Here is a 17591-nt window from a genome sequence, read left to right as displayed (position 1 = left end):
CCTTTGTCACGAGGACTTCCGCAGGTGCTGTAACGATTCAGAGCGAACAGACGGCCGACTCTCCCGCCGTCGCCGATACCGAAAACCCCGAACAGGCAAACGCAAAGTCCGTTACGCCGCCGCCGACCGACTGAACGCTCCCCCGGATTCAAGAGGGTCAGCGTAGAGTAGTAGCCTATGGCCTCTGAGGGGGAAATCGCGGTCGTACACTACACGGGGCGGGTCGCCGAGGGCGAGGACGCGGGGGAGGTCTTCGACACGACCGACGTGGACGTGGCGATGGAGTCGGGCATCTACCACGGGCACCGCGACTACAAACCGCTGGAGTTCCGCGTCGGCGAGGGGAAGGTCGTTCCGGGACTGGACGAAGCGGTCGAGTCGATGGAAGTCGGCGACGAGCGAACCGTCCGAGTCGAACCGAACCGGGCGTTCGGCGAGCGAAACGAGGGGAAGGTAGTCGAGATGCCGCGGGCCGACCTCGAAGCGAGAAGCGACGCGGCCGCCGAACCGGGCGAACTCGTCCGGTCAGAGACCGGCGAGACCGGGTGGATTACCGAGGTGGACGACGAGACGGTGACGGTGGACTTCAACCACGAACTCGCGGGGGTCGCCGTCGAGTTCGACGTGAAACTGCTCGACGCCTACGACGACGGGTGAGGCTGACACCGGAGAGCGACGTGGGCCGAGGAAGCTACGACGATGTGGTCGTCTGGGCAGTCGTCGTCTCGCCGTCGCCGCCCTCGTCGGACTGGACCGTCACGGTCACGCCGTGGGGTTCGTAGGCGGTGTTGGCGTAGCCGTCCACGTTCCACGGGAACTTGTCGTCCCGAATCTGGCGCAGGCCCTCGTCGGGGGCCGAGACGGTCGCCGGTTGGGTCCGACCCTTTCCGTCGGTGGCCCGCGAGTAGAGGGTGTGTTCGCCGGGGCTGGCGTCCCACATGTACCGGAACTGCCGCCACGAGTACGGACCCTGCCGCGGACCGAAGAACTCGGCTTCGTTCCACGACTCGCCGCCGTCGGTCGAGACTTCGACCTGCCGGACCCGGTCGTCGCCCGCCCACGCCACGCCGAGGACTTCGACCTGCCCGTCGGGTCCGGGTGAAATCGTGGCGTCCTCGCCGGGGTAGCCGATGAGCGACTTGACGATTTGGTCGTAGATGAACGGTTGCTGGATGTTGCCGCTGTTCATCTGGCGCTGGGTGTCGAAGACGCCGATTCGGGGCCGGGTGTTGGCCTCCTCGCCCGCCGGGATGATGCGGTAGGAGTACTGTTGCCAGTGGGTGTACAGTTGCTGGTCGCCCCGTTCCCACTCCTCGCCGTACACCATCCGGTCCATGACGTGCATCCGGTCTACCCACTTGACGTTGTTGTTGCCGAACCATCCGGGGACGAGCAGGCGGACCGGGAAGCCGTGGTCGTCGTTCATCGGCGCGCCGTTCATCTCGTAGGCCAGCAGGCAGTCTCGCTTCACCTTCGACATCGGAATCGACCGCGTGAAGATGTCCTCTCCCTCCGGGGCCTCGCCGCCCATGACCGAGAGCCACATGTCGTCGCTCGTGTTCGCGCCGTACTCGTCTAAAATCTCGGCGACGGGCGTGCCGGTCCACACCGTGTTTCCGACCGCGCCGAACGTCCACGGGTTGCCACCGACCTGCGGTTCGAAGTAGGCTCGGCCGTTGCCCGAACACTGCATGGTGTGGGTGACTGTCTCGGTGGAGTATTCGCGCTTGATTTCGTCCATCGACAACTCGACTTCCTCCTCGACCATCCCGGTCAGCGAGACGGTCCACTCGTCTTCGTCGATTTCCGGCGTCGCGTAGTGGTTCCGGATGTAATGCTCCTCGCGCGGCGTGACGAAACTCTCGTAGGTGCTTCGGGACTCGGCCTCGGCGTTCTGCGGGTCCGCGGAGATGATTCGCAGGCCGGGGTACTGCTCGGCCAGCGACGGTTCCTGTCCGCCGTCCTGTCCCTCGGTCGTGGTCTCCTGCCCGCCGACGTTGCCCGCGAGGACGCCGACGCCCGCGAGCATCCCCGACGCCATCATGAACCGCCGCCGGTTCAGATACCGTTCGCGTCGGGCGGGTCGATTCTCGGTGTCGCTGTCGTTCCCCTCGTCTCCCCCTGACATACGGGCAACTGGTTCGGCCCATCGCGGCTTAACCCTCCGTCTGAGGTGACACGCCAGTCGTGATAAATCGAATTCCTTTTTCGGGCGAACTATTCGGTCACGACCACCGTGCCTATCATCCCCTCGCCGACGTGCGGGACGCAGACGTACGTGTACTCGCCGGGCACCGAGAACGCGTGTTCGTAGGTTTCGCCCTCCGATACGACGCGAAACGACTCACCCTCGGGGTACGACGAGAACGGTTGCGCGCCCTCCGGCAGACTCACCTGTCTCGCGGCTTCCGGTCGGGCCGAGACGTTGTGACCGGCGCTCTCGAACCGCCAGCGGACGGTCCCGCCGACCGGAATCTCGACGCGTTCGGGGACGAACCGGAAGTAGTCGCCCTCGGGTCCGACCGCGACTTCGGCCACGCCGCCCGACCCGCCGCCAGCGGTCGTCTCGTTCGCCTCCGCGGTCTGGTTCGCTTCGGTGGTCTCACCGGCCGCCCGCGTCGTCGGAAACCCCTCGCCGAGTTCGACCGACCCGTTCATCTGCTCGGGGTGGAACTCGCAGTCGTAGCCTGCGAGTTCCGGGCGTCCGCGAAATCGGGTCGCGCGGGTCGCTCCCCGCTGGTCGGACGGCCGGGTTCGGTTCACGACGTTCCCGTCGGCGTCGAGCAGTCGGAAGCGGTGTCGCGCGCCGTCGAGGTCGACCCACACGATTCGGTACCGGTCGCCCTCGCGCAACCGGAGCGTCGGGTTCCGCTGGCCCTCGATGGCTCTCGGTTGGAGTCCGAGCCAGTAGTCCCGGCGCGCGCCGAGGACGATGGTCGTCCGGTCGTCTTGGGCCGCGCCGCGCTCCGCGACCGTCGGCGCGGCCGCGAGCGCAGTCGCGCCGCCGAGCGCGCGCAGGACGCCTCGGCGGGTGGTCGGGCCTCCGCTAGCGGTCGATTCTCCGCAGGTGGTCGGTCGCAGGTGTCGCGAGTCGTTCTCGCGGTCGGTTCGAGCCTCTCCGGTCGCGGTCGTCTCCCCGTCTTCCCCCATAATCGACCGTACCGTCGGTTCTCGCCGAAAAAAGCGTTCGGGTGGCGCGGGTCCGCTTCGCGTTACTCGGTCGTCGTCTCCCCGCTCCGGGCGTACTGGCCGACGTAGCGCGCCCGGTCGAGAGCGTTCCGCATCACCGCCTCGACCACGGCGGGGTACTCCGCGCCCGGTTCGAGGTCCAGCGGCGCTTCGAGCGCGTAGAGGCTGAACAGGTAGGTGTGGCGCGGGTCGCCCTCCGGCGGGCACGGGCCGATGTAGCCGAGTTCGCCGGTGCCGTTCGCACCCTGCACCGCGCCGCCGAGGGCGTCTATCGTCTCGCTGGTCGGGACGCTCTCGGGTATCTCGCGCGCGTCGGCCGGGAGGTTCCACAGCAACCAGTGGACGAACGGCGGGTTCGGCGCGTCGGGGTCGTCCATCACCAGCGCGAACGCTTCGGTCCCCTCCGGCGGGTTCGAGACGGTGAACGGCGGCGAGACGTTCTCGCCCTCGCAGGTGTACTGCGTGGGGATGGTGCCGCCGTTCTCCCACGCGTCGGTGGCGATAGTGAACTCCCCGCCACCCGCCGTCGTCGTCTCACCCTCTTCCGTCTGCTCTCCGGTGGTCGTGTCCTGTGCGTCGGTCGTCTCCTGCCCGTCGCGGTTCCCACTCGCAACCAGCGCGGTCCCCCCAATCGTCGAAGTCGCCGCGGCCGAGCGCAGAAGCGTGCGTCTGCGCATGCGACGGTGCTTCCACGCCGTGGCAGAAATAGTTACTCCACCCACAAGTTCGGGCGCGGTGACGCCCGGTGAAACAATCCACGAGAGGGTGCGCTCGGCCGACCAACCGCCGGATTGCGCTCGGCGAATCGGTCCACGGGAACGTGCCTGCCGCGACCAACCATCCGCGGACGCTCGACTGACCAAACCACCGTAGGCGGGATAAAGGGGCCGCGCACTCGGCGAACCCCAGCGACGGAAGGACGCCGGGAGGAGCGGAGCGACGACCGAGGACCGCACCGAGCCGCGGGAGTCGAGCGAACGGGGGCTTTCTGAGCGTTCGTCACGGCGATTCCGGAAGAGCTGTAGCAATTCGTAGCGGGCAGAATTCCGAGACTGCAAGTCGATTCGGCCGAATCGCGTCTAATATCCGACTGGAGAACGAGATTATTGAAAATCCGGCAAACCCTGAGGTAGCAGCGTAGTTTATCAACCCGTGCGTCTTTTTCTCATCCGATGACGGAACTGGACCCACCGAAAAAACGAGAGTGCCAGCGGTGCGGCCGACGCGACGTGTGGGACGACGAGGAACGGAACTGGCGGATTCAGAACGACGCAAACGCGGGCGACCCCTTCTGCATCCACGAGTGGGACATCACGGGGTCGTACCAGCCAGTCCGGGAGTAGACGAACCGCAGTCGGAAACGGCGTCACACCGACCGGACCGAACCCGGTCCGCGACGAGACAACTTCTGCATTTGTTTCGGCATTGTAACGGTTTCTTAGACAATTCTTCGTCATTCCTGCGCGAGCGGTGCGACCGAAATCGTCACCCGAAGGTTCAAATCCGAGAGGGCGACGAACCGGGGGTATGTTAGCCGTCGCCGGAGGAAAGGGCGGAGCGGGGAAGACGACCACGGCGCTCGGACTCGCGGGGGCGCTCGCGCGCCAGCGCAGGACCGTCGTCGCGGCGGACGCCGACAGGGAGATGCCCGACCTGCACGCGATGGCAGGCGTGGCGCGCGACCCCGGACTCGACGCCGTGGCCGCCGGGTGGCCCCCGCGGATGGTCGCCGGGACCGCAGACGAGCCGACGCCCGGCGTCGGGGTGCTACCCGCCGCGAGCGGACCGGCGGTACCGGCCGCCAGCGGACCCGCGACCGGCGGTGGCGGCGATAGCGCGCGCTCCGCCGCGCGAACCGGGCGACCCCCACACGCCACCCAAACGTCACTCGCTCGCGTCCGGGGATGCGCCGACGCCGTTCTCGTAGATTGCCCGGCCGGTGCGGGACCGGACGCCGTTGCGCCGCTCCGGGCCGCGGACGCCGCCGTCGTCGTGACCACCGCCGACCCCGCGTGCCTGCGCGACGCGTCCAAGACCGCGGCGATGGCCCGCGAACTCGACACGCCGGTCGCGGGCGCGGTCGTCTCGAGGGCCGCCGACCCCCGGAGGGCGTCGGCCGTCTCCTCGACTGTCCGGTCCTCGGCGTCGTCCCCGAGGCTAGAGCCGACGGTTCCGCCGCCGACGCTCCGCGGGCCAGAGAACCGCTAGCAAGCGAGGAGGTGCGGGCCGCACACGACGACCTCTTGTCAGCCCTTCAGCCCAAATATTTATGAAACAACGTTACCTAAGCGTGCAAATACGTGGCACGGCGTCTCTCGACGGGCATCGAAGTGTTAGACCGCAAACTAGACGGCGGGCTACCGAAAGGGAGCATCGTCTCGCTCTCGGCCCCGCCCGCGAGTCAGGCGGAGTTGTTGCTCTACGAGTTCACTTCGGCCCGACAGACGCTCTACCTCTCGACGGACCGCGACGAGGCCGCCGTGACGAAGGCGCTGGAGCGCGCGCCCGGCCAGACGGGACCCCCGCCCGACGTGCGCCGGGTCCCCGGAGACGCACCGCTGGACCACTCTCAGCGCCTCTTCCGGCGACTCCCCGAGGACTCGAATCTCGTCGTAGACCCGGTTGACCTGCTCGAAAAGCAGGACGAAGACCGCTATCGGAACTTCCTCAACGACCTCCAGAACCACCTCCACAACACCGAGGGCGTCGCAATTCTGCACTGTCTCGACGGCCGGTCGGTTCCCGACGCCCGCGACGTGACCGAACACGTCGCCGACGTAGTGTTTCAACTCCACACGGAGTACTCCACCGACACGGTCGAGACCCGACTCGCCGTGCCGAAGTTCCGCGGCGGCCGTGCGCTCTCGGAGACCATCAAACTCGAACTCGCGGAGACGGTCCGCATCGACACGAGTCGGGACATCGCGTAGACGGTCGAGACCCCGATTCCCGATACGACGACTCGATAGTCACGTCCGGCTGACGCTCCGCTATCGGCGAAAAAGAAAGCAGGAACGAGTCGGGATTACTCTTCGTCGCCTTCGGCGTCTTCGAGTTCCTCGACGATTTCGTCCTCGTCAACGTCGGCGTCTTCGAGTGCTTCTTCGAGGTCAGCGCCGCCCATGCCGCCGCCCATCATGCCGCCCATCGGACCCATGCCGCCGCCGTCGATGGTCTCTTGGATGATAACGCGGTCGAGACCCAACTGGTCCATGACGCTCTGGGCGATTTGCTGTTTCTGGAACATCCACTGCTGGTTCATCGCCAGTTGCGGCGTACTCTCGATGTAGAGCGTCTCCTTTTCGACGGTCTCGGTTTCCGTCTCGGGTTCTCCTTCTTCGTCCTCGTCGGATTCGACGACCGTCTCCTCTTCGACTTCCTCGGTCTCTATCCACATGTCGAGGTCGGCGTCGATGTACATCGAGATGAGACCCTGCGCCTGTTCGACGCGGTCCTCAACTTCGCCGACGACTTCGTAGTCGTACTCGACATCTTCACCGGCCAGCGGGTGGTTGAAGTCCACGCGGGCGCGGCCGCCGATGATGGTCTCGACGTGGCCGTGTTCGCCGTCCACGTTGACGTGTGCGCCGGGGTAGCGCTCGTCTTCCGGAATCTTGTCGGCGCTGACGGTCTTGACTTGGTCGGGGTCGTACTCGCCGAACGCTTCCGCGGCGGGGATGGTCGTGCTTCCGGAGTGTCCGACTTCCTCGCCGATGATGGCCTCTTCGACGCTCTCGAAGATGTGGCCTTCGCCGAGGACGATAGTGCGCGGTTCGAACTCGCGTTCTTCCTCGTCGAGACCCTCTTCTTCGGCTACCTCGGGGTCGGTCGTGTCCACGACGTTGCCGTCCTCTACGGTGCGCGCGGTGTAGTCGAGGCGGATGAAGTCGCCCGTCTGGAGTCCCTCGTTGGCCTCGTCTTCTGCTTCCGTTTGTTCTTCGTCGTCGGCCACTTCGGCCTCTTGTTCTTCACTCATACCCGAAACGTCGCTCGTTCCCCCCTTAAGAATCACGTTTCGGACCGCGCTCGGCCGCCGGGAGTTTAGAGAGCGTCGAAACGCCCCAATCTACTCGTTGGGGACGCTCACCGTTGATTCGCCGCGAGCGCCGGGAGAACCGACGGCTCTATCGAAACGATTTAAAGTCGCGGTCGGGTAAGGAGAGGTATGAGTCAATCGAAACAGACGCAGGCGCGACGATGCGTCTCCTGTGGGATTAACATCTCCGGGACGAACGCGGCGTCGTTCAAGTGCCCGGACTGCGGCCAGCAGATTTACCGCTGTGCCAAGTGTCGCAAGCAGAGCAACCTCTACGAGTGCCCCGACTGCGGGTTCATGGGACCGTAACCATGGGAAAGGTAGCCGCTAAAATCAAGGTCATGCCGCAGAGCCCGGAAATCGACCTCGACGAGCTTCAGGAGAAACTCGAGGACTCGCTCCCCGAGGGAGCCAAAATCAACGGCTTCGAACGCGACGACGTTGCGTTCGGTCTCGTCGCTCTGCTCCCGACCGTCATCGTCCCCGACGACACGGGCGGGACCGAAGCGGTCGAAGAAGGCTTCTCGAACGTCGAAGGCGTCGAGAGCGTCGAAGTCGAGAACGTCGGCCGAATATAAGCGACTTCTGCGGTTCGGTGCGGTTTTCGCGCGTGGCTTCGGTGCGTAGCTTCGGCGTTCCGTCGATAGGTGGGTTCTGGGGGTTGGGGACAATAAATAGGTGGTGAAGAGACAGCTACAGATAGCTGAGGAAACGGAAGATATGGTTGTAGCTAGCGGAGCTAGCTACTGCCGACTCCTGTCAGACTGCACAGCACCGCCACTGCCACCGCGGGCCACGTCCTCCCCAACCGACTCCTTCGCTCCCTCCGGTCGCTCAGTCGTCCCTCGCGCGGTGGGCGCGGCCACTTGCGGGCCGCGCCCGCACGCGCCGGGGTGGAAAATTCTCAGGACTCCCGTCTCAGACGCCCGCGCCGGTCGGCGCGTCGGGCAGGTCGAACTTCTCGGCGTCGATACCTAACTCGTCCAGCGCCTGTTCGAGGTGGCGCTCCTCCGCGAAGTCCGCGCCGTCCTCCTCGCGGATGCGCTGGGCCGTGGCGAGGACTTCGCCGCGCCGGTCGTCGGGAATCGCCCACTTGTCGGTCGAGAGTTCGATGGTGAGACCGTTGTGGTCCCGCGTGTACAGCGAGTGGAAGATACCCCGGTCGAACTCGTTGTAGCCCCGTCCGGCGTCTTCGAGGGCCTCGCGGACCGCCACGAATCGCTCGGGGTCGATACCGAACGAGAGGTGGTGGACCCCGCCGACGGGCGTGCGCCGGGGCCGGGGGTCCGAGTCCCGGTCGTCGTTCACGAAGAACGTGAGGACGCGCCCGTCGCCCGTGTCGAAGAAGAGGTGGGTCGAGTCGGGGTCGTCCAGATTGGGTTGTCGCAGGACGAGAGGCATCCCGAGCAAATCGCGGTAGAACGCGATGGTGTCCTCGGCGTTGCTCCCGACGAGCGTGATATGGTCGGTTCCGGTGGTGTGCATCGGACTGTCCGGCAGGTCGGCCGAGACTTCGAAGTCGTCTGCTGGTCGGCGGTCGTTGGGCATACCTCCGGGTAGGCGGCCAGTGGGTATAGACTTCAGGTAACACTGGTGTCACCGCGAGACGGCGATACCTTCCGGAAGCGAGAACGTGGAGGGTTATTCCAGCGACTTCTCGAACGCCTGCTGAAGGTCCGCCTTCAGGTCTTCCACATTTTCAATCCCGATACTCGCGCGAATCAGCCCATCCCGCAAACCAGCCGCAACGCGCTCCTCCTTCGGAATCGCGGCGTGGGTCATCGTCGCGGGTTGCTCGATGAGGCTCTCGACGCCGCCGAGACTCTCCGCGAGGGTGAACACCTCCGTCTCGCTCACCACGTCGGCGGTCTCTTCGAGGGAGGCGTCCATCTCGAAGCTGACCATCCCGCCGAAGTCGTCCATCTGTTCGGCCGCGAGTTCGTGGTCGGGGTGCGAGTCGAGACCGGGGTAGTAGACGCGCGCTACGTCGTCGTGGCTCTCCAGCCACTCGGCCAACTCGCGGGCGTTGTCGCAGTGGCGGTCCATCCGGACCGGGAGGGTCTTGGTCCCGCGGAGGACGAGGAAGCAGTCGTGCGGGCCGGGGGTCGCGCCGACGCTGTTCTGGTAGAAGCCGAACTGCTCGTCCAACTCCTCGTCGTCGGTCACGAGCGCGCCGCCCACCACGTCGGAGTGGCCGCCCATGTACTTCGTGAGCGAGTGGGTCACCACGTCCGCGCCGAGTTCGAGCGGACGCTGGAGGTACGGCGTGGCGAAGGTGTTGTCCACCGCGCAGAGCGCGTCGTACTCGTCGGCGATGTCGGCGGTGCCTTCGATGTCCACGACGTTGAGCAGGGGATTCGTGGGAGTCTCGACCCAGACGAGTTCGGTGTCGTCCTGCATCGCGGCCTCCGTCTCGTTGAGGTCGGTCATGTCCACGAAGTCGAATTCGAGGTCGTACTGCTCGTAGACTTGCGTGAAGATGCGGTGGGTGCCGCCGTACACGTCCTCGCTGGCGACCACGTGGTCGCCCGATTCGAGCAGGTTCAGAACCGTGTTTATCGCGCCCATCCCGCTGGAGAACGCCCGGCCGTACTCGCCGCCTTCGAGGCTGGCGACGTTGGCTTCGAGGTCCGTGCGCGTGGGATTGCCCGTCCGGGAGTACTCGTAGCCGCGGTGGTCGCCCGGCGCGTCCTGTTCGTAGGTCGAGTTGGCGTAAATCGGGGTCATCAGCGCCCCGGTCTCTTCGTCGGGTTCCTGTCCGGCGTGAATCGAGCGCGTCTCGAATCGGAACTCGTCGGAGTCGTCGGTCATGTGGGAAGCGAGGAACGGACGGCAGGTTACTCTTGCCCTTTCGACACGCTCGGTCGGACCGCCGGAGTCCGGGACTGGCGGACCGGCGGACTCCCGAAGAACGCGGAACGTGCCATTTATAACGGAGACAGAACAACAGTGGGGTACGACTATGCCGAGTTCGAACGGACCCTACCACAGCACTCGTGACAAACTCTCGAACGACCCCCGAGAGCGCGGTACCTCCCCGCCTCAGCGCGCAGTCCAGCAGTACGAGGAGGGCCAGAAGGTCCACCTCAAAATCGACCCGAGCGTCGAGAAGGGTCGTTTCCACCCGCGGTTTGGCGGTCAGACCGGCGAAATCGTCGGCGAGCAGGGCGCGGCCTACAAGGTAAGCGTCAACGACCGCGGCAAGGAAAAGACCCTCATCGTCACCCCCGCGCACCTGAAAGCGCAGGAATAGCATGACGATATTCAAGGAGAAAGTCGAGGAGGAGTACCTGACCACGGCGGAGGCCAAGGAGCTTCTCGCGGATGTCGAGCAAGAGCGCGCGCTCGACGAGGACCGGGAGATGCGCTACGAGTTGGCTCGCGCCATCGAACACGTCAACCGGTTCGCCACGCTCGAAGCCGAGGAGTCGCGTGAACTCGTGGAGCAACTGCTCGAACTCGACAAGGTGGACGAGCCGACGGCGTACAAAATCGCCGACGTACTACCGCAGGACCGCGACGAACTCCGCGCGGTGTACGCCCAAGAACGGTACACGCTCTCGGGCGAGGAACTCGACGACATCCTGAACGTCGTCGCCAAGTACGTCTGATTCCCACCAACTCTTTAAGTAGCTCGTCGCCGTAATCCATGACAATGAGCGAACAGAACGACGACGAGAAGCAGATGCCAGCAGTCGTGCTGGACTATCTGCCACACGGTCGCGCCGACGACGACAGGCCACAGCACCAGAAGTCCGCGCTGGCGTACGCGCTCGGTATCGAGGAGTTCCGGCTGTTCGAGGTCACCCTAGAGGAGGACGTGAGCCTCACTATCACCGACCGATTCGACGCCGACCGGTCGAACGACCTCGTGGCGAGTCTGCGGGAAATCGAGTACGAGGACCTCTCGGGAGCGGCCCAGTCGGAACTCGAACACGCCATCCGGGACGTGGTGGAGAGCAACGAACGGCGGTTCGTGGACTTCTACAACGACGCTCAGCCGATTACCCTCCGTCTCCACCAGTTGAACCTCCTTCCGGGAATCGGGAAGAAACTCCGGAACAACATCTTGGAGAAGCGAAAGCGCAAGCCCTTCGAGAGCTTCGAGGACTTGGAGGGTCGGGTGTCGGGGCTTCACAACCCCAAGGAGGTGCTGGTCGAGCGGATTCTGGAGGAGATTCGGGAGGAAGACCTGAAGTACCGGACGTTCGTGCGCGTCGAGGAACAACAGCAGTAGGCGATTTTCTTCTTCGAGGGAGTCCGTTGATGGGGTAGTACGAGGGTGAAAGTGCAAGACGTGTGAACGTGGAAGAGCGAAGAAAGCTAACGACGGGCTTGAGCCGATCAGAACCGGCCCGCAACCGCGGGCCACGCCCTCTCCAACCGACTGCGTTGCCTGCGACCGTCGGTCGCAGGTCGGCGGGACGCTTCGCGTCGCACAAGCCTCGGTCGTCGCTCCCTCTGGTCGCTCCTTCGTTGCGCTACTCGGCCACCGTCGGAAACGAGTTCCGACGAGCCGTCCGTCGCTTCGCTCCGGACGACCTCGCACGCCGTCGGCGCGGCACGCTCCGCGGCCGCGCCAGCACACGCCGACGGTGGACCGTTCGCTCCTCGAAAACAATATTGATTGCTAGAGAAACGAAAAAGAATCTTTTACATATCTAAATACGTCCATCACCTGACGAGTCGTACGGCCTTGAACTTTGACATCTTCCGGCGGACTCGGTGGGTTTACCCACGTTCGGTTTCTACCCCGAGGTAACATGACCGACGCACGCGACACGGGAACGGCCCTCCGAGACCCCGACGCCCTGCTCCGGCGGGCGGGCGTCCGGGGCAACCCCGACAGAGACCAGCACTTTCTCGTAGACGACCGGGTTCTCGACCGTCTGCCCGACTACGGTATCGACGCCGAGTTCGACCTCTCGCACGTCCTCGAAATCGGTCCCGGGACCGGCGCGCTGACCGACCGACTGCTCGCCGTCGCCGACGAAGTGACCGTCGTGGAACGCGACTCGAACCTCGCGGCGTTCCTGCGCGAGGAGTTCGCCGACGAAATCGCCGCGGGTCGCCTGACCGTCGTGGAGGGCGACGCGCTATCGGTCGAACTCCCCGAGTTCACCGCATCGGTCTCGAACCTCCCCTACGGCGTCTCCAGCGAGATTACGTTCCGCCTGCTCCCCCGCGGCAAGCCCACGGTTCTCATGTTCCAGAAGGAGTTCGCCGAGCGCATGGCCGCCGACGTGGGGACCGACGACTACGGTCGCCTCTCGGTTTCGGCTCAGCACTACGCCGACGTGGAAGTGGTCGAACCCGTCCCGAAGGAAGCCTTCTCGCCGCCGCCGGACGTGGAGAGCGCCGTCGTCCGGACCACGCCGCGGGACCCCGACTACGAAGTCGGCGACGAGGACTTCTTCCTGCGGTTCGTGAAGGCCGTGTTCACTCAGCGCCGCAAGACCCTCCGAAACGCCATCCGGAACACCGGCCACATCTCCGGATTGGACGACGCCGACGCACCGGTCGCGGCCATCTCGGAGGGGAAGACGGAGTTGGACCCCGACGTGCTGAGCAAACGCGCGGGCAAGATACCACCCGAGACGTTCGCGGCGCTGGCGACGGTGGCCGACGAGTACGGGAGAGGTGGTGACGCGGCGTGACCGGCCCCCTCGCCGGAATTCTCTCTACCATCGACCAGTTGGCGAACTTCACCGAGACCCAACAGGTCGCGGCCACCGTCGTCATCTTCGTCGGCGTCGTCGCCGCGGCGTGGGCCGCCCGGTACGTCCGTCCGAAACTCCGCCGCCGATTCCCCCGGCACGTCGGCGACGTGTTTCTGTTCGCCGCACTCGCCGGAATCCTGCTCGTGGCGACGGTCAGTCTGCTCGTCCTCTGGGAGCAGGGAACGACCACCGCCAACGCGCTCGACCAAATCAACAACACCGCCGGACAGGGCGTGAAAGTCCTCGTCGCACTGGTCGTGCTGGCGGGCGCGTACATCGTCACCGGGTTCGTCAAGAAGGCCATCGACCGGTTCACCGACGGCCACGAGACCATCACCCAGCACCAGAGCGAAATCGTCTACCGCGTCTCGCAACTCACGGTGTACGTCTCGGCCGTCGCCATCATCCTCGGGATGTGGGACGTGAACCTCAGCGGTCTGCTGGTCGGTGCCGGGTTCCTCGGTATCGTCGTCGGTATGGCCGCCCGCCAGACGCTCGGTGCCCTGCTCGCGGGGTTCGTGCTGATGTTCTCCCGGCCCTTCGAAATCGGCGACTGGGTGGAGGTGGACGACGAGGAGGGCATCGTGACCGACATCTCAATCGTCAACACCCGCATCCAGACGTTCGCGGGCGAGTACGTCATGATACCCAACGACATCGTGAGCGGGACCAAAATCGTCAACAAGAGTCGGAAGGGCCGACTCCGCATCGAAGTCGAAGTCGGCGTCGATTACGAGGCCGACGTGGAACGGGCGGCCGACCTCGCCGAGGAGACGATGAAGGAGTTGGACGAGGTGCTGACCGTGCCGACCCCGAAAGTCGTCCTCAAGGAGTTCGGCGACTCGGCGGTCACGCTCGTCCTGCGCTTCTGGATAGACAAACCGAGCGCCCGCAGGCAGTGGCGCGCCCGCACCGCGGTCATCGAGTCGGTGAAGAAGACCTTCGACCGCGAGGGCGTCAAGATTCCGTTCCCCCAGCGCGAACTCACCGGCCGCGAGGAGTCCGGCGGTTTCCGACTCCGCGGCGAGACCGACGCGCCGGAGGCCACCGCCGACGGCGGCGTGACCGCCGACGAGACGGCCGATTCCGACGAGGTGAGCGAGGAGTGACCGACCTCGCCGACCGCCGGGACGCCGAGACCGAGGTGTACCAACCCGCCGAGGACTCCCATCTGCTCGCCGACGCCGCCGTCGCGGACCTCGGTTCCCGCCCTGCGGACGACACCCCGCTGGCATTAGAGGTCGGAACCGGGTCGGGATACGTCGCCGAACGAGTCGCCGACGAGACCGGGGTTCGCGTCCTCGGGTCGGACGTGAATCCTCACGCCTGCGCGCAGGCCCGCGAGCGCGGAGTCGAAGCGGTCCGGGGCGACCTGCTCGAACCCTTCCGTTCGGGCGTCTTCGACGCCGTTCTCTTCAACGCGCCCTACCTGCCGACCGACCCCGACGACGCGCGCGACGACTGGATGGAAGTCGCGCTCTCGGGCGGCGAGGACGGCCGCGCGGTCGTCGAACCGTTCCTCGAAACCGTCGGGCGCGTCCTCGCGCCCGACGGCGCGGTCTACCTGCTGGTCAGCAGTCTCACGGGCGTAGACGAGGTTGTCGAGTTGGCCGCAACGGAAGGCTTCTCGGCGGTGGCGCTCCGCGACGAGTCGTTCCCCTTCGAGACGCTGACGGTGCTGAAGCTAGTTCGGTGAGTTCGTCGCGTTCACGGGGTTGGGAAACTGGTAGAGGTCGGCGGCGGTGTCCTCGTTCTCGACGGTCAGGAGCGTCCGGCCGTTCACCGCAATCTCGAAGTCGCTGTAGTCGGTCGGCAGACTCGCGGCGAGGCGTAGGTCGGTCGCCACGCGACATCCCTCCAGCGGCGACTTCTTCGCGGTCCCGTTCGCCGACTCGCGGCCGTCGGCGACGGTCCGGAGGTCGATTCGATACCGTCCCGCAACACCGCGGTTCACCTCCGCCTCGACGGTCTGGCCCCGTTCGTGGACCACAGTCGCGTTCAGCGTGACCGCGAACGAGTCGCCGACTGCGACTTCGTGGACCCACCCGGCGTGCGCTCGAACGTCGAGGCAGTTTCCGCCCGCCGTACTCAGCGAGTACGGCGGCGACTCGGGGTCGGGACCCGAGTCGGTGGGGGCGACTGCTCCACCGAACCCGGCCCACGCCGTCGCACCGACGACGAGTCCGACCGCGAACGCGGCGAGGACCGCAGTAGGAAGTTTCTTCATCGTTTCCACTCGACGACGAAACCGAAGTAGCTTCCCATCGACTCGTGAGTGACCTGCGAACGAGTCGTGGGCCGTGCTACCACCGCCCTATGCCCGATGGTAATTTCCTGAGAGGAAAATATTAAGCATCGGCATTCCGTAGGCCGTTGTACATGACAGAACGCGTCGCTACGACACCGGGGGTATACCCGCTTCCGGATTGGGCGAAAGAGGACTTGGCCGACCTGAAAGGACACCAGAAACACGACCTCGTAGACGGTGACGAGGGCGAAGAGATAACCGCCGTCTACGAGCAGGCCCGAGAGGAGGTCGTCGGCCGACAGCAGACGGCCGGACTCGACCGCGTGGTCGAAGGGCAACTCCGCTGGGACGACATGCTCGCCCACCCGCTCGCGGTCCACGACGCGGTGGAGACCCGCGGCATCGTCCGGTACTACGACAACAACAACTTCTACCGAGACCCGGTAGTGACCGACGAGTTGACTTTCGACGGCGACATCGCCGGAGAGTTGGAGGCCGCGAGCGAGTTCGCGGACGCCGAGTCGCTCCAAGCGGTCGTACCCGGTCCCTACTCGCTGGCCGACCTCGCCACCGACGAGTTCTACGGCGACGACGCCGACTTCTTGGACGCCATCGCCGACTTCCTCGCGGGCGAAGTCGAGGCGTTCCCCGAGGTGGAGACGCTGTTCGTCCTCGAACCGTCGCTGGTCGAGAACGCGCCCAGCGAGGGCGAGGACGAACGCGCCAGCGAAGCCATCGACGCCGTGACGACCGCGGCCCCGGACGACACCGACGTAGTGGTCCACACGTACTGGGGCGCGCTGGACGAGAAGGTCCACGCTCACCTCTTGGACGCCGACTTCGACGCCCTCGGATACGACTTCGTGGCGAACCACGAGGACAACCTCTACAACATCAACGAGTACGGCACGAAGGACTCCATCGCCGCAGGCGTCGTGGACGGCCAGAACACGCTGGTCGAGGACCCCGAGCAAATCGCCGAACGCGCCGATTGGCTCGAAGAGAACACGCCCGCCGCCGACTTCGAGACCATCTACCTGACGCCGAACACCGAACTGTTCTACCTGCCGTACTCGACGTTCGAGGAGAAACTCGCCGCGCTCGGCGAAGCAACCGACATCGCAGAGGTGAAAGCATGAGCCAGAACCGCGACCAGTTCCGACCCGCGAACCACCCGAACGACCACTTCCTGCTGACGACCGTCGTCGGTTCGTACCCCAAGCCCAAGTGGGTGGACCGCGCGCGTGACCTCTACGAGGACGAGGACGCCGACTTCGGCGAGGAAGAGTGGCAGGAGGCCAAAGACGACGCCGCGCGACTCATCACCGGCGAACACGAGCGCGCCGGACTCGACGTACTCGTAGACGGCGAGATGCGGCGCAACGAGATGGTGGAGTTCTTCGCCCACCGCATCGAGGGCTACGAGTTCAACGGCCCGGTGAAGGTGTGGGGTCACAACACCTTCGACAAGCCCTCCGTCGTCTCGGACGTGGAGTACGACGAGACGTGGCTGGTCGAGGAGTACGAGTTCACCGCGAGCGTCACGGACCGGCCGGTCAAGGTCCCCATCACAGGGCCGTACACGCTGGCGAACTGGAGCTTCAACGAGGCCTACGACGACACCGAGGCGTTGGCGAACGACCTCGCGGACCTCGTGAACGAGGAAGTAGAGCGGCTGGTCGAAGCGGGCGCTCGCTACGTCCAGATAGACGAACCCGCGCTGGCGACGACGCCCGACGACCACGCCATCGTCGGCGACTGCCTCGAACGCATCGTGGACGGGATTCCCGAGGACGTGCGCATCGGTCTCCACGTCTGCTACGGCGACTACTCGCGCATCTACCCGGAGATTCTTGACTTCCCGGTGGACGAGTTCGACCTCGAACTCGCCAACGGCGACTACGACCAGTTGGACGTGTTCAAGGAACCGGAGTTCACCGCGGACCTCGCGCTCGGCGTGGTGGACGCCCACGTCGCCGAGGTGGAGTCGGTGCCCGAAATCAAGGAGAACATCCAGAAGGGGCTGGAAGTCGTCCCGCCCGAGCAGTTGACGGTGAGTCCGGACTGCGGGGTGAAGTTGCTCCCGCGCGAGGTGGCCTACGAGAAGATGGTGAACCTCGTGCGCGCCGCCCGAGAGGTCGAACAGGAACTCGACGCCGGGGAAATCGAAGTCGAGCGGTCGGCCGTGACCGCGGACGACTAACCGCGACGGCTACCGACGGCTCTCCCGGTGGCTGATGGCTGACAGGCGGCGCGCTACGGTCGCTCCGGGACGCCGCGCGCCGCGCAATCGCTGACGCGCCCCGGCCGGATTCAGGTCACGGGCCGGATTCGTCCCGTTTTCGTACTTGAAGGTTCGCTCGGACGAGGTTTCCGTAGCTGTCGCGCGGTCGAACTT

General features: G+C 65.5%; 21 protein-coding genes. 14 read left to right on the top strand and 7 right to left on the bottom strand.

Annotated features, from left to right (window positions below; translation table 11 throughout):
* Nucleotides 1–177 precede the first annotated feature (177 nt).
* The gene (locus P2T60_RS08155; RefSeq protein WP_276282056.1) at nucleotides 178–657 is read left to right on the top strand and encodes an FKBP-type peptidyl-prolyl cis-trans isomerase; all 480 of its coding nucleotides are present in this window, start codon (nucleotides 178–180) and stop codon (nucleotides 655–657) included.
* Nucleotides 658–691: 34 nt separating this feature from the next.
* Here the strand turns inward: P2T60_RS08155 and P2T60_RS08150 are convergent, their stop codons facing one another.
* The 3 genes from P2T60_RS08150 to P2T60_RS08140 form a co-directional block, all read right to left on the bottom strand.
* The gene (locus tag P2T60_RS08150; RefSeq protein WP_276282055.1) at nucleotides 692–2128 is read right to left on the bottom strand and encodes a sulfite oxidase; all 1437 of its coding nucleotides are present in this window, start codon (nucleotides 2126–2128) and stop codon (nucleotides 692–694) included.
* Nucleotides 2129–2217: 89 nt separating this feature from the next.
* Nucleotides 2218–3150 carry a plastocyanin/azurin family copper-binding protein gene (locus P2T60_RS08145; RefSeq protein ID WP_276282054.1) on the bottom strand — a complete coding sequence of 311 codons (933 nt, stop codon included), beginning with the start codon at nucleotides 3148–3150 and terminating at the stop codon, nucleotides 2218–2220.
* Nucleotides 3151–3212: 62 nt separating this feature from the next.
* Nucleotides 3213–3866, bottom strand: coding sequence for a YbhB/YbcL family Raf kinase inhibitor-like protein (locus P2T60_RS08140; protein WP_276282053.1), 654 nt, complete (start codon nucleotides 3864–3866; stop codon nucleotides 3213–3215).
* A 495-nt stretch (nucleotides 3867–4361) separates the two neighbouring features.
* Here P2T60_RS08140 and P2T60_RS08135 point away from each other — a divergent pair, with 495 nt between their 5' ends.
* The 3 genes from P2T60_RS08135 to P2T60_RS08125 all read left to right on the top strand — a co-directional run bounded on the left by P2T60_RS08135 (nucleotide 4362) and on the right by P2T60_RS08125 (nucleotide 6119).
* On the top strand, nucleotides 4362–4532 hold the full coding sequence (locus P2T60_RS08135) for an HEWD family protein (protein WP_276282052.1): 171 nt from the start codon (nucleotides 4362–4364) through the stop codon (nucleotides 4530–4532).
* Nucleotides 4533–4716: 184 nt separating this feature from the next.
* Nucleotides 4717–5397 carry a MinD/ParA family ATP-binding protein gene (locus tag P2T60_RS08130; RefSeq protein ID WP_276282051.1) on the top strand — a complete coding sequence of 227 codons (681 nt, stop codon included), beginning with the start codon at nucleotides 4717–4719 and terminating at the stop codon, nucleotides 5395–5397.
* Nucleotides 5398–5489: 92 nt separating this feature from the next.
* Nucleotides 5490–6119 carry an RAD55 family ATPase gene (locus tag P2T60_RS08125; RefSeq protein ID WP_276282050.1) on the top strand — a complete coding sequence of 210 codons (630 nt, stop codon included), beginning with the start codon at nucleotides 5490–5492 and terminating at the stop codon, nucleotides 6117–6119.
* Nucleotides 6120–6214: 95 nt separating this feature from the next.
* Here P2T60_RS08125 and P2T60_RS08120 read toward each other — a convergent pair whose 3' ends face one another.
* A complete protein-coding gene (locus P2T60_RS08120; protein WP_276282049.1) occupies nucleotides 6215–7165 on the bottom strand; it encodes an FKBP-type peptidyl-prolyl cis-trans isomerase in 951 nt (316 codons plus the stop codon).
* A 189-nt stretch (nucleotides 7166–7354) separates the two neighbouring features.
* Here P2T60_RS08120 and P2T60_RS08115 point away from each other — a divergent pair, with 189 nt between their 5' ends.
* Both P2T60_RS08115 and P2T60_RS08110 read left to right on the top strand, forming a co-directional pair.
* Nucleotides 7355–7534: an HVO_2753 family zinc finger protein gene (locus tag P2T60_RS08115; protein WP_163521904.1), complete on the top strand. Its 180-nt coding sequence runs from the start codon at nucleotides 7355–7357 to the stop codon at nucleotides 7532–7534.
* Between the two features lie 2 nt (nucleotides 7535–7536).
* The gene (locus tag P2T60_RS08110) at nucleotides 7537–7803 is read left to right on the top strand and encodes an elongation factor 1-beta (protein ID WP_276282048.1); all 267 of its coding nucleotides are present in this window, start codon (nucleotides 7537–7539) and stop codon (nucleotides 7801–7803) included.
* 340 nt (nucleotides 7804–8143) lie between these two features.
* Here P2T60_RS08110 and P2T60_RS08105 read toward each other — a convergent pair whose 3' ends face one another.
* Together P2T60_RS08105 and P2T60_RS08100 are read right to left on the bottom strand one after the other, a co-directional pair.
* Nucleotides 8144–8773 carry a VOC family protein gene (locus P2T60_RS08105; RefSeq protein ID WP_276282047.1) on the bottom strand — a complete coding sequence of 210 codons (630 nt, stop codon included), beginning with the start codon at nucleotides 8771–8773 and terminating at the stop codon, nucleotides 8144–8146.
* A 93-nt stretch (nucleotides 8774–8866) separates the two neighbouring features.
* Nucleotides 8867–10036 carry a cystathionine gamma-synthase gene (locus P2T60_RS08100; protein ID WP_276282046.1) on the bottom strand — a complete coding sequence of 390 codons (1170 nt, stop codon included), beginning with the start codon at nucleotides 10034–10036 and terminating at the stop codon, nucleotides 8867–8869.
* Between the two features lie 151 nt (nucleotides 10037–10187).
* On the opposite strand from P2T60_RS08100, the gene P2T60_RS08095 reads away from it, so the two are divergent.
* From P2T60_RS08095 to P2T60_RS08070, 6 genes are all read left to right on the top strand, one after another.
* Nucleotides 10188–10478: a 50S ribosomal protein L21e gene (locus P2T60_RS08095; RefSeq protein ID WP_276282045.1), complete on the top strand. Its 291-nt coding sequence runs from the start codon at nucleotides 10188–10190 to the stop codon at nucleotides 10476–10478.
* A 1-nt stretch (nucleotide 10479) separates the two neighbouring features.
* The gene (locus tag P2T60_RS08090; protein ID WP_276282044.1) at nucleotides 10480–10836 is read left to right on the top strand and encodes an RNA polymerase Rpb4 family protein; all 357 of its coding nucleotides are present in this window, start codon (nucleotides 10480–10482) and stop codon (nucleotides 10834–10836) included.
* 38 nt (nucleotides 10837–10874) lie between these two features.
* Complete coding sequence (locus P2T60_RS08085; RefSeq protein ID WP_276282043.1) at nucleotides 10875–11462, top strand: DUF655 domain-containing protein; 588 nt, start codon at nucleotides 10875–10877, stop codon at nucleotides 11460–11462.
* Between the two features lie 526 nt (nucleotides 11463–11988).
* The gene (locus P2T60_RS08080; protein ID WP_276282042.1) at nucleotides 11989–12882 is read left to right on the top strand and encodes a 16S ribosomal RNA methyltransferase A; all 894 of its coding nucleotides are present in this window, start codon (nucleotides 11989–11991) and stop codon (nucleotides 12880–12882) included.
* Complete coding sequence (locus tag P2T60_RS08075; RefSeq protein WP_276282041.1) at nucleotides 12879–14054, top strand: mechanosensitive ion channel family protein; 1176 nt, start codon at nucleotides 12879–12881, stop codon at nucleotides 14052–14054. Before P2T60_RS08080 ends, P2T60_RS08075 begins: the two co-directional genes overlap by 4 nt.
* Nucleotides 14051–14641: a HemK2/MTQ2 family protein methyltransferase gene (locus P2T60_RS08070; RefSeq protein WP_276282040.1), complete on the top strand. Its 591-nt coding sequence runs from the start codon at nucleotides 14051–14053 to the stop codon at nucleotides 14639–14641. Before P2T60_RS08075 ends, P2T60_RS08070 begins: the two co-directional genes overlap by 4 nt.
* Here P2T60_RS08070 and P2T60_RS08065 read toward each other — a convergent pair.
* Nucleotides 14630–15172, bottom strand: a complete 543-nt coding sequence (locus P2T60_RS08065; protein WP_276282039.1) for a hypothetical protein — start codon at nucleotides 15170–15172, stop codon at nucleotides 14630–14632. The two genes, P2T60_RS08070 and P2T60_RS08065, sit on opposite strands and share 12 nt — an antisense overlap.
* 152 nt (nucleotides 15173–15324) lie before the next feature.
* On the opposite strand from P2T60_RS08065, the gene P2T60_RS08060 reads away from it, so the two are divergent.
* A complete protein-coding gene (locus P2T60_RS08060) occupies nucleotides 15325–16332 on the top strand; it encodes a 5-methyltetrahydropteroyltriglutamate--homocysteine methyltransferase (RefSeq protein WP_276282038.1) in 1008 nt (335 codons plus the stop codon).
* Nucleotides 16329–17396, top strand: coding sequence for a methionine synthase (locus tag P2T60_RS08055; RefSeq protein WP_276282037.1), 1068 nt, complete (start codon nucleotides 16329–16331; stop codon nucleotides 17394–17396). Before P2T60_RS08060 ends, P2T60_RS08055 begins: the two co-directional genes overlap by 4 nt.
* Nucleotides 17397–17591: the final 195 nt, after the last annotated feature.

The organism is Halorussus caseinilyticus, assembly GCF_029338395.1.
GTDB lineage: Archaea > Halobacteriota > Halobacteria > Halobacteriales > Haladaptataceae > Halorussus > Halorussus caseinilyticus.
Note: the sequence above shows the minus strand (reverse complement) of the source record. Positions and strands in the feature narration are given on the sequence as shown.

Bases quoted from the DNA above. Each gene is read 5' to 3' on its own strand.
- P2T60_RS08080 (WP_276282042.1), top strand. From the start codon at position 11,989: ATGACCGACGCACGCGACACGGGAACGGCCCTCCGAGACCCCGACGCC.
- P2T60_RS08130 (WP_276282051.1), top strand. From the start codon at position 4,717: ATGTTAGCCGTCGCCGGAGGAAAGGGCGGAGCGGGGAAGACGACCACG.
- P2T60_RS08060 (WP_276282038.1), top strand. From the start codon at position 15,325: ATGACAGAACGCGTCGCTACGACACCGGGGGTATACCCGCTTCCGGAT.
- P2T60_RS08095 (WP_276282045.1), top strand. From the start codon at position 10,188: ATGCCGAGTTCGAACGGACCCTACCACAGCACTCGTGACAAACTCTCG.
- P2T60_RS08065 (WP_276282039.1), bottom strand. From the start codon at position 15,172: ATGAAGAAACTTCCTACTGCGGTCCTCGCCGCGTTCGCGGTCGGACTC.
- P2T60_RS08055 (WP_276282037.1), top strand. From the start codon at position 16,329: ATGAGCCAGAACCGCGACCAGTTCCGACCCGCGAACCACCCGAACGAC.
- P2T60_RS08115 (WP_163521904.1), top strand. From the start codon at position 7,355: ATGAGTCAATCGAAACAGACGCAGGCGCGACGATGCGTCTCCTGTGGG.
- P2T60_RS08135 (WP_276282052.1), top strand. From the start codon at position 4,362: ATGACGGAACTGGACCCACCGAAAAAACGAGAGTGCCAGCGGTGCGGC.
- P2T60_RS08100 (WP_276282046.1), bottom strand. From the start codon at position 10,036: ATGACCGACGACTCCGACGAGTTCCGATTCGAGACGCGCTCGATTCAC.
- P2T60_RS08140 (WP_276282053.1), bottom strand. From the start codon at position 3,866: ATGCGCAGACGCACGCTTCTGCGCTCGGCCGCGGCGACTTCGACGATT.
- P2T60_RS08110 (WP_276282048.1), top strand. From the start codon at position 7,537: ATGGGAAAGGTAGCCGCTAAAATCAAGGTCATGCCGCAGAGCCCGGAA.
- P2T60_RS08085 (WP_276282043.1), top strand. From the start codon at position 10,875: ATGACAATGAGCGAACAGAACGACGACGAGAAGCAGATGCCAGCAGTC.
- P2T60_RS08105 (WP_276282047.1), bottom strand. From the start codon at position 8,773: ATGCCCAACGACCGCCGACCAGCAGACGACTTCGAAGTCTCGGCCGAC.
- P2T60_RS08120 (WP_276282049.1), bottom strand. From the start codon at position 7,165: ATGAGTGAAGAACAAGAGGCCGAAGTGGCCGACGACGAAGAACAAACG.
- P2T60_RS08155 (WP_276282056.1), top strand. From the start codon at position 178: ATGGCCTCTGAGGGGGAAATCGCGGTCGTACACTACACGGGGCGGGTC.
- P2T60_RS08150 (WP_276282055.1), bottom strand. From the start codon at position 2,128: ATGTCAGGGGGAGACGAGGGGAACGACAGCGACACCGAGAATCGACCC.
- P2T60_RS08145 (WP_276282054.1), bottom strand. From the start codon at position 3,150: ATGGGGGAAGACGGGGAGACGACCGCGACCGGAGAGGCTCGAACCGAC.
- P2T60_RS08090 (WP_276282044.1), top strand. From the start codon at position 10,480: ATGACGATATTCAAGGAGAAAGTCGAGGAGGAGTACCTGACCACGGCG.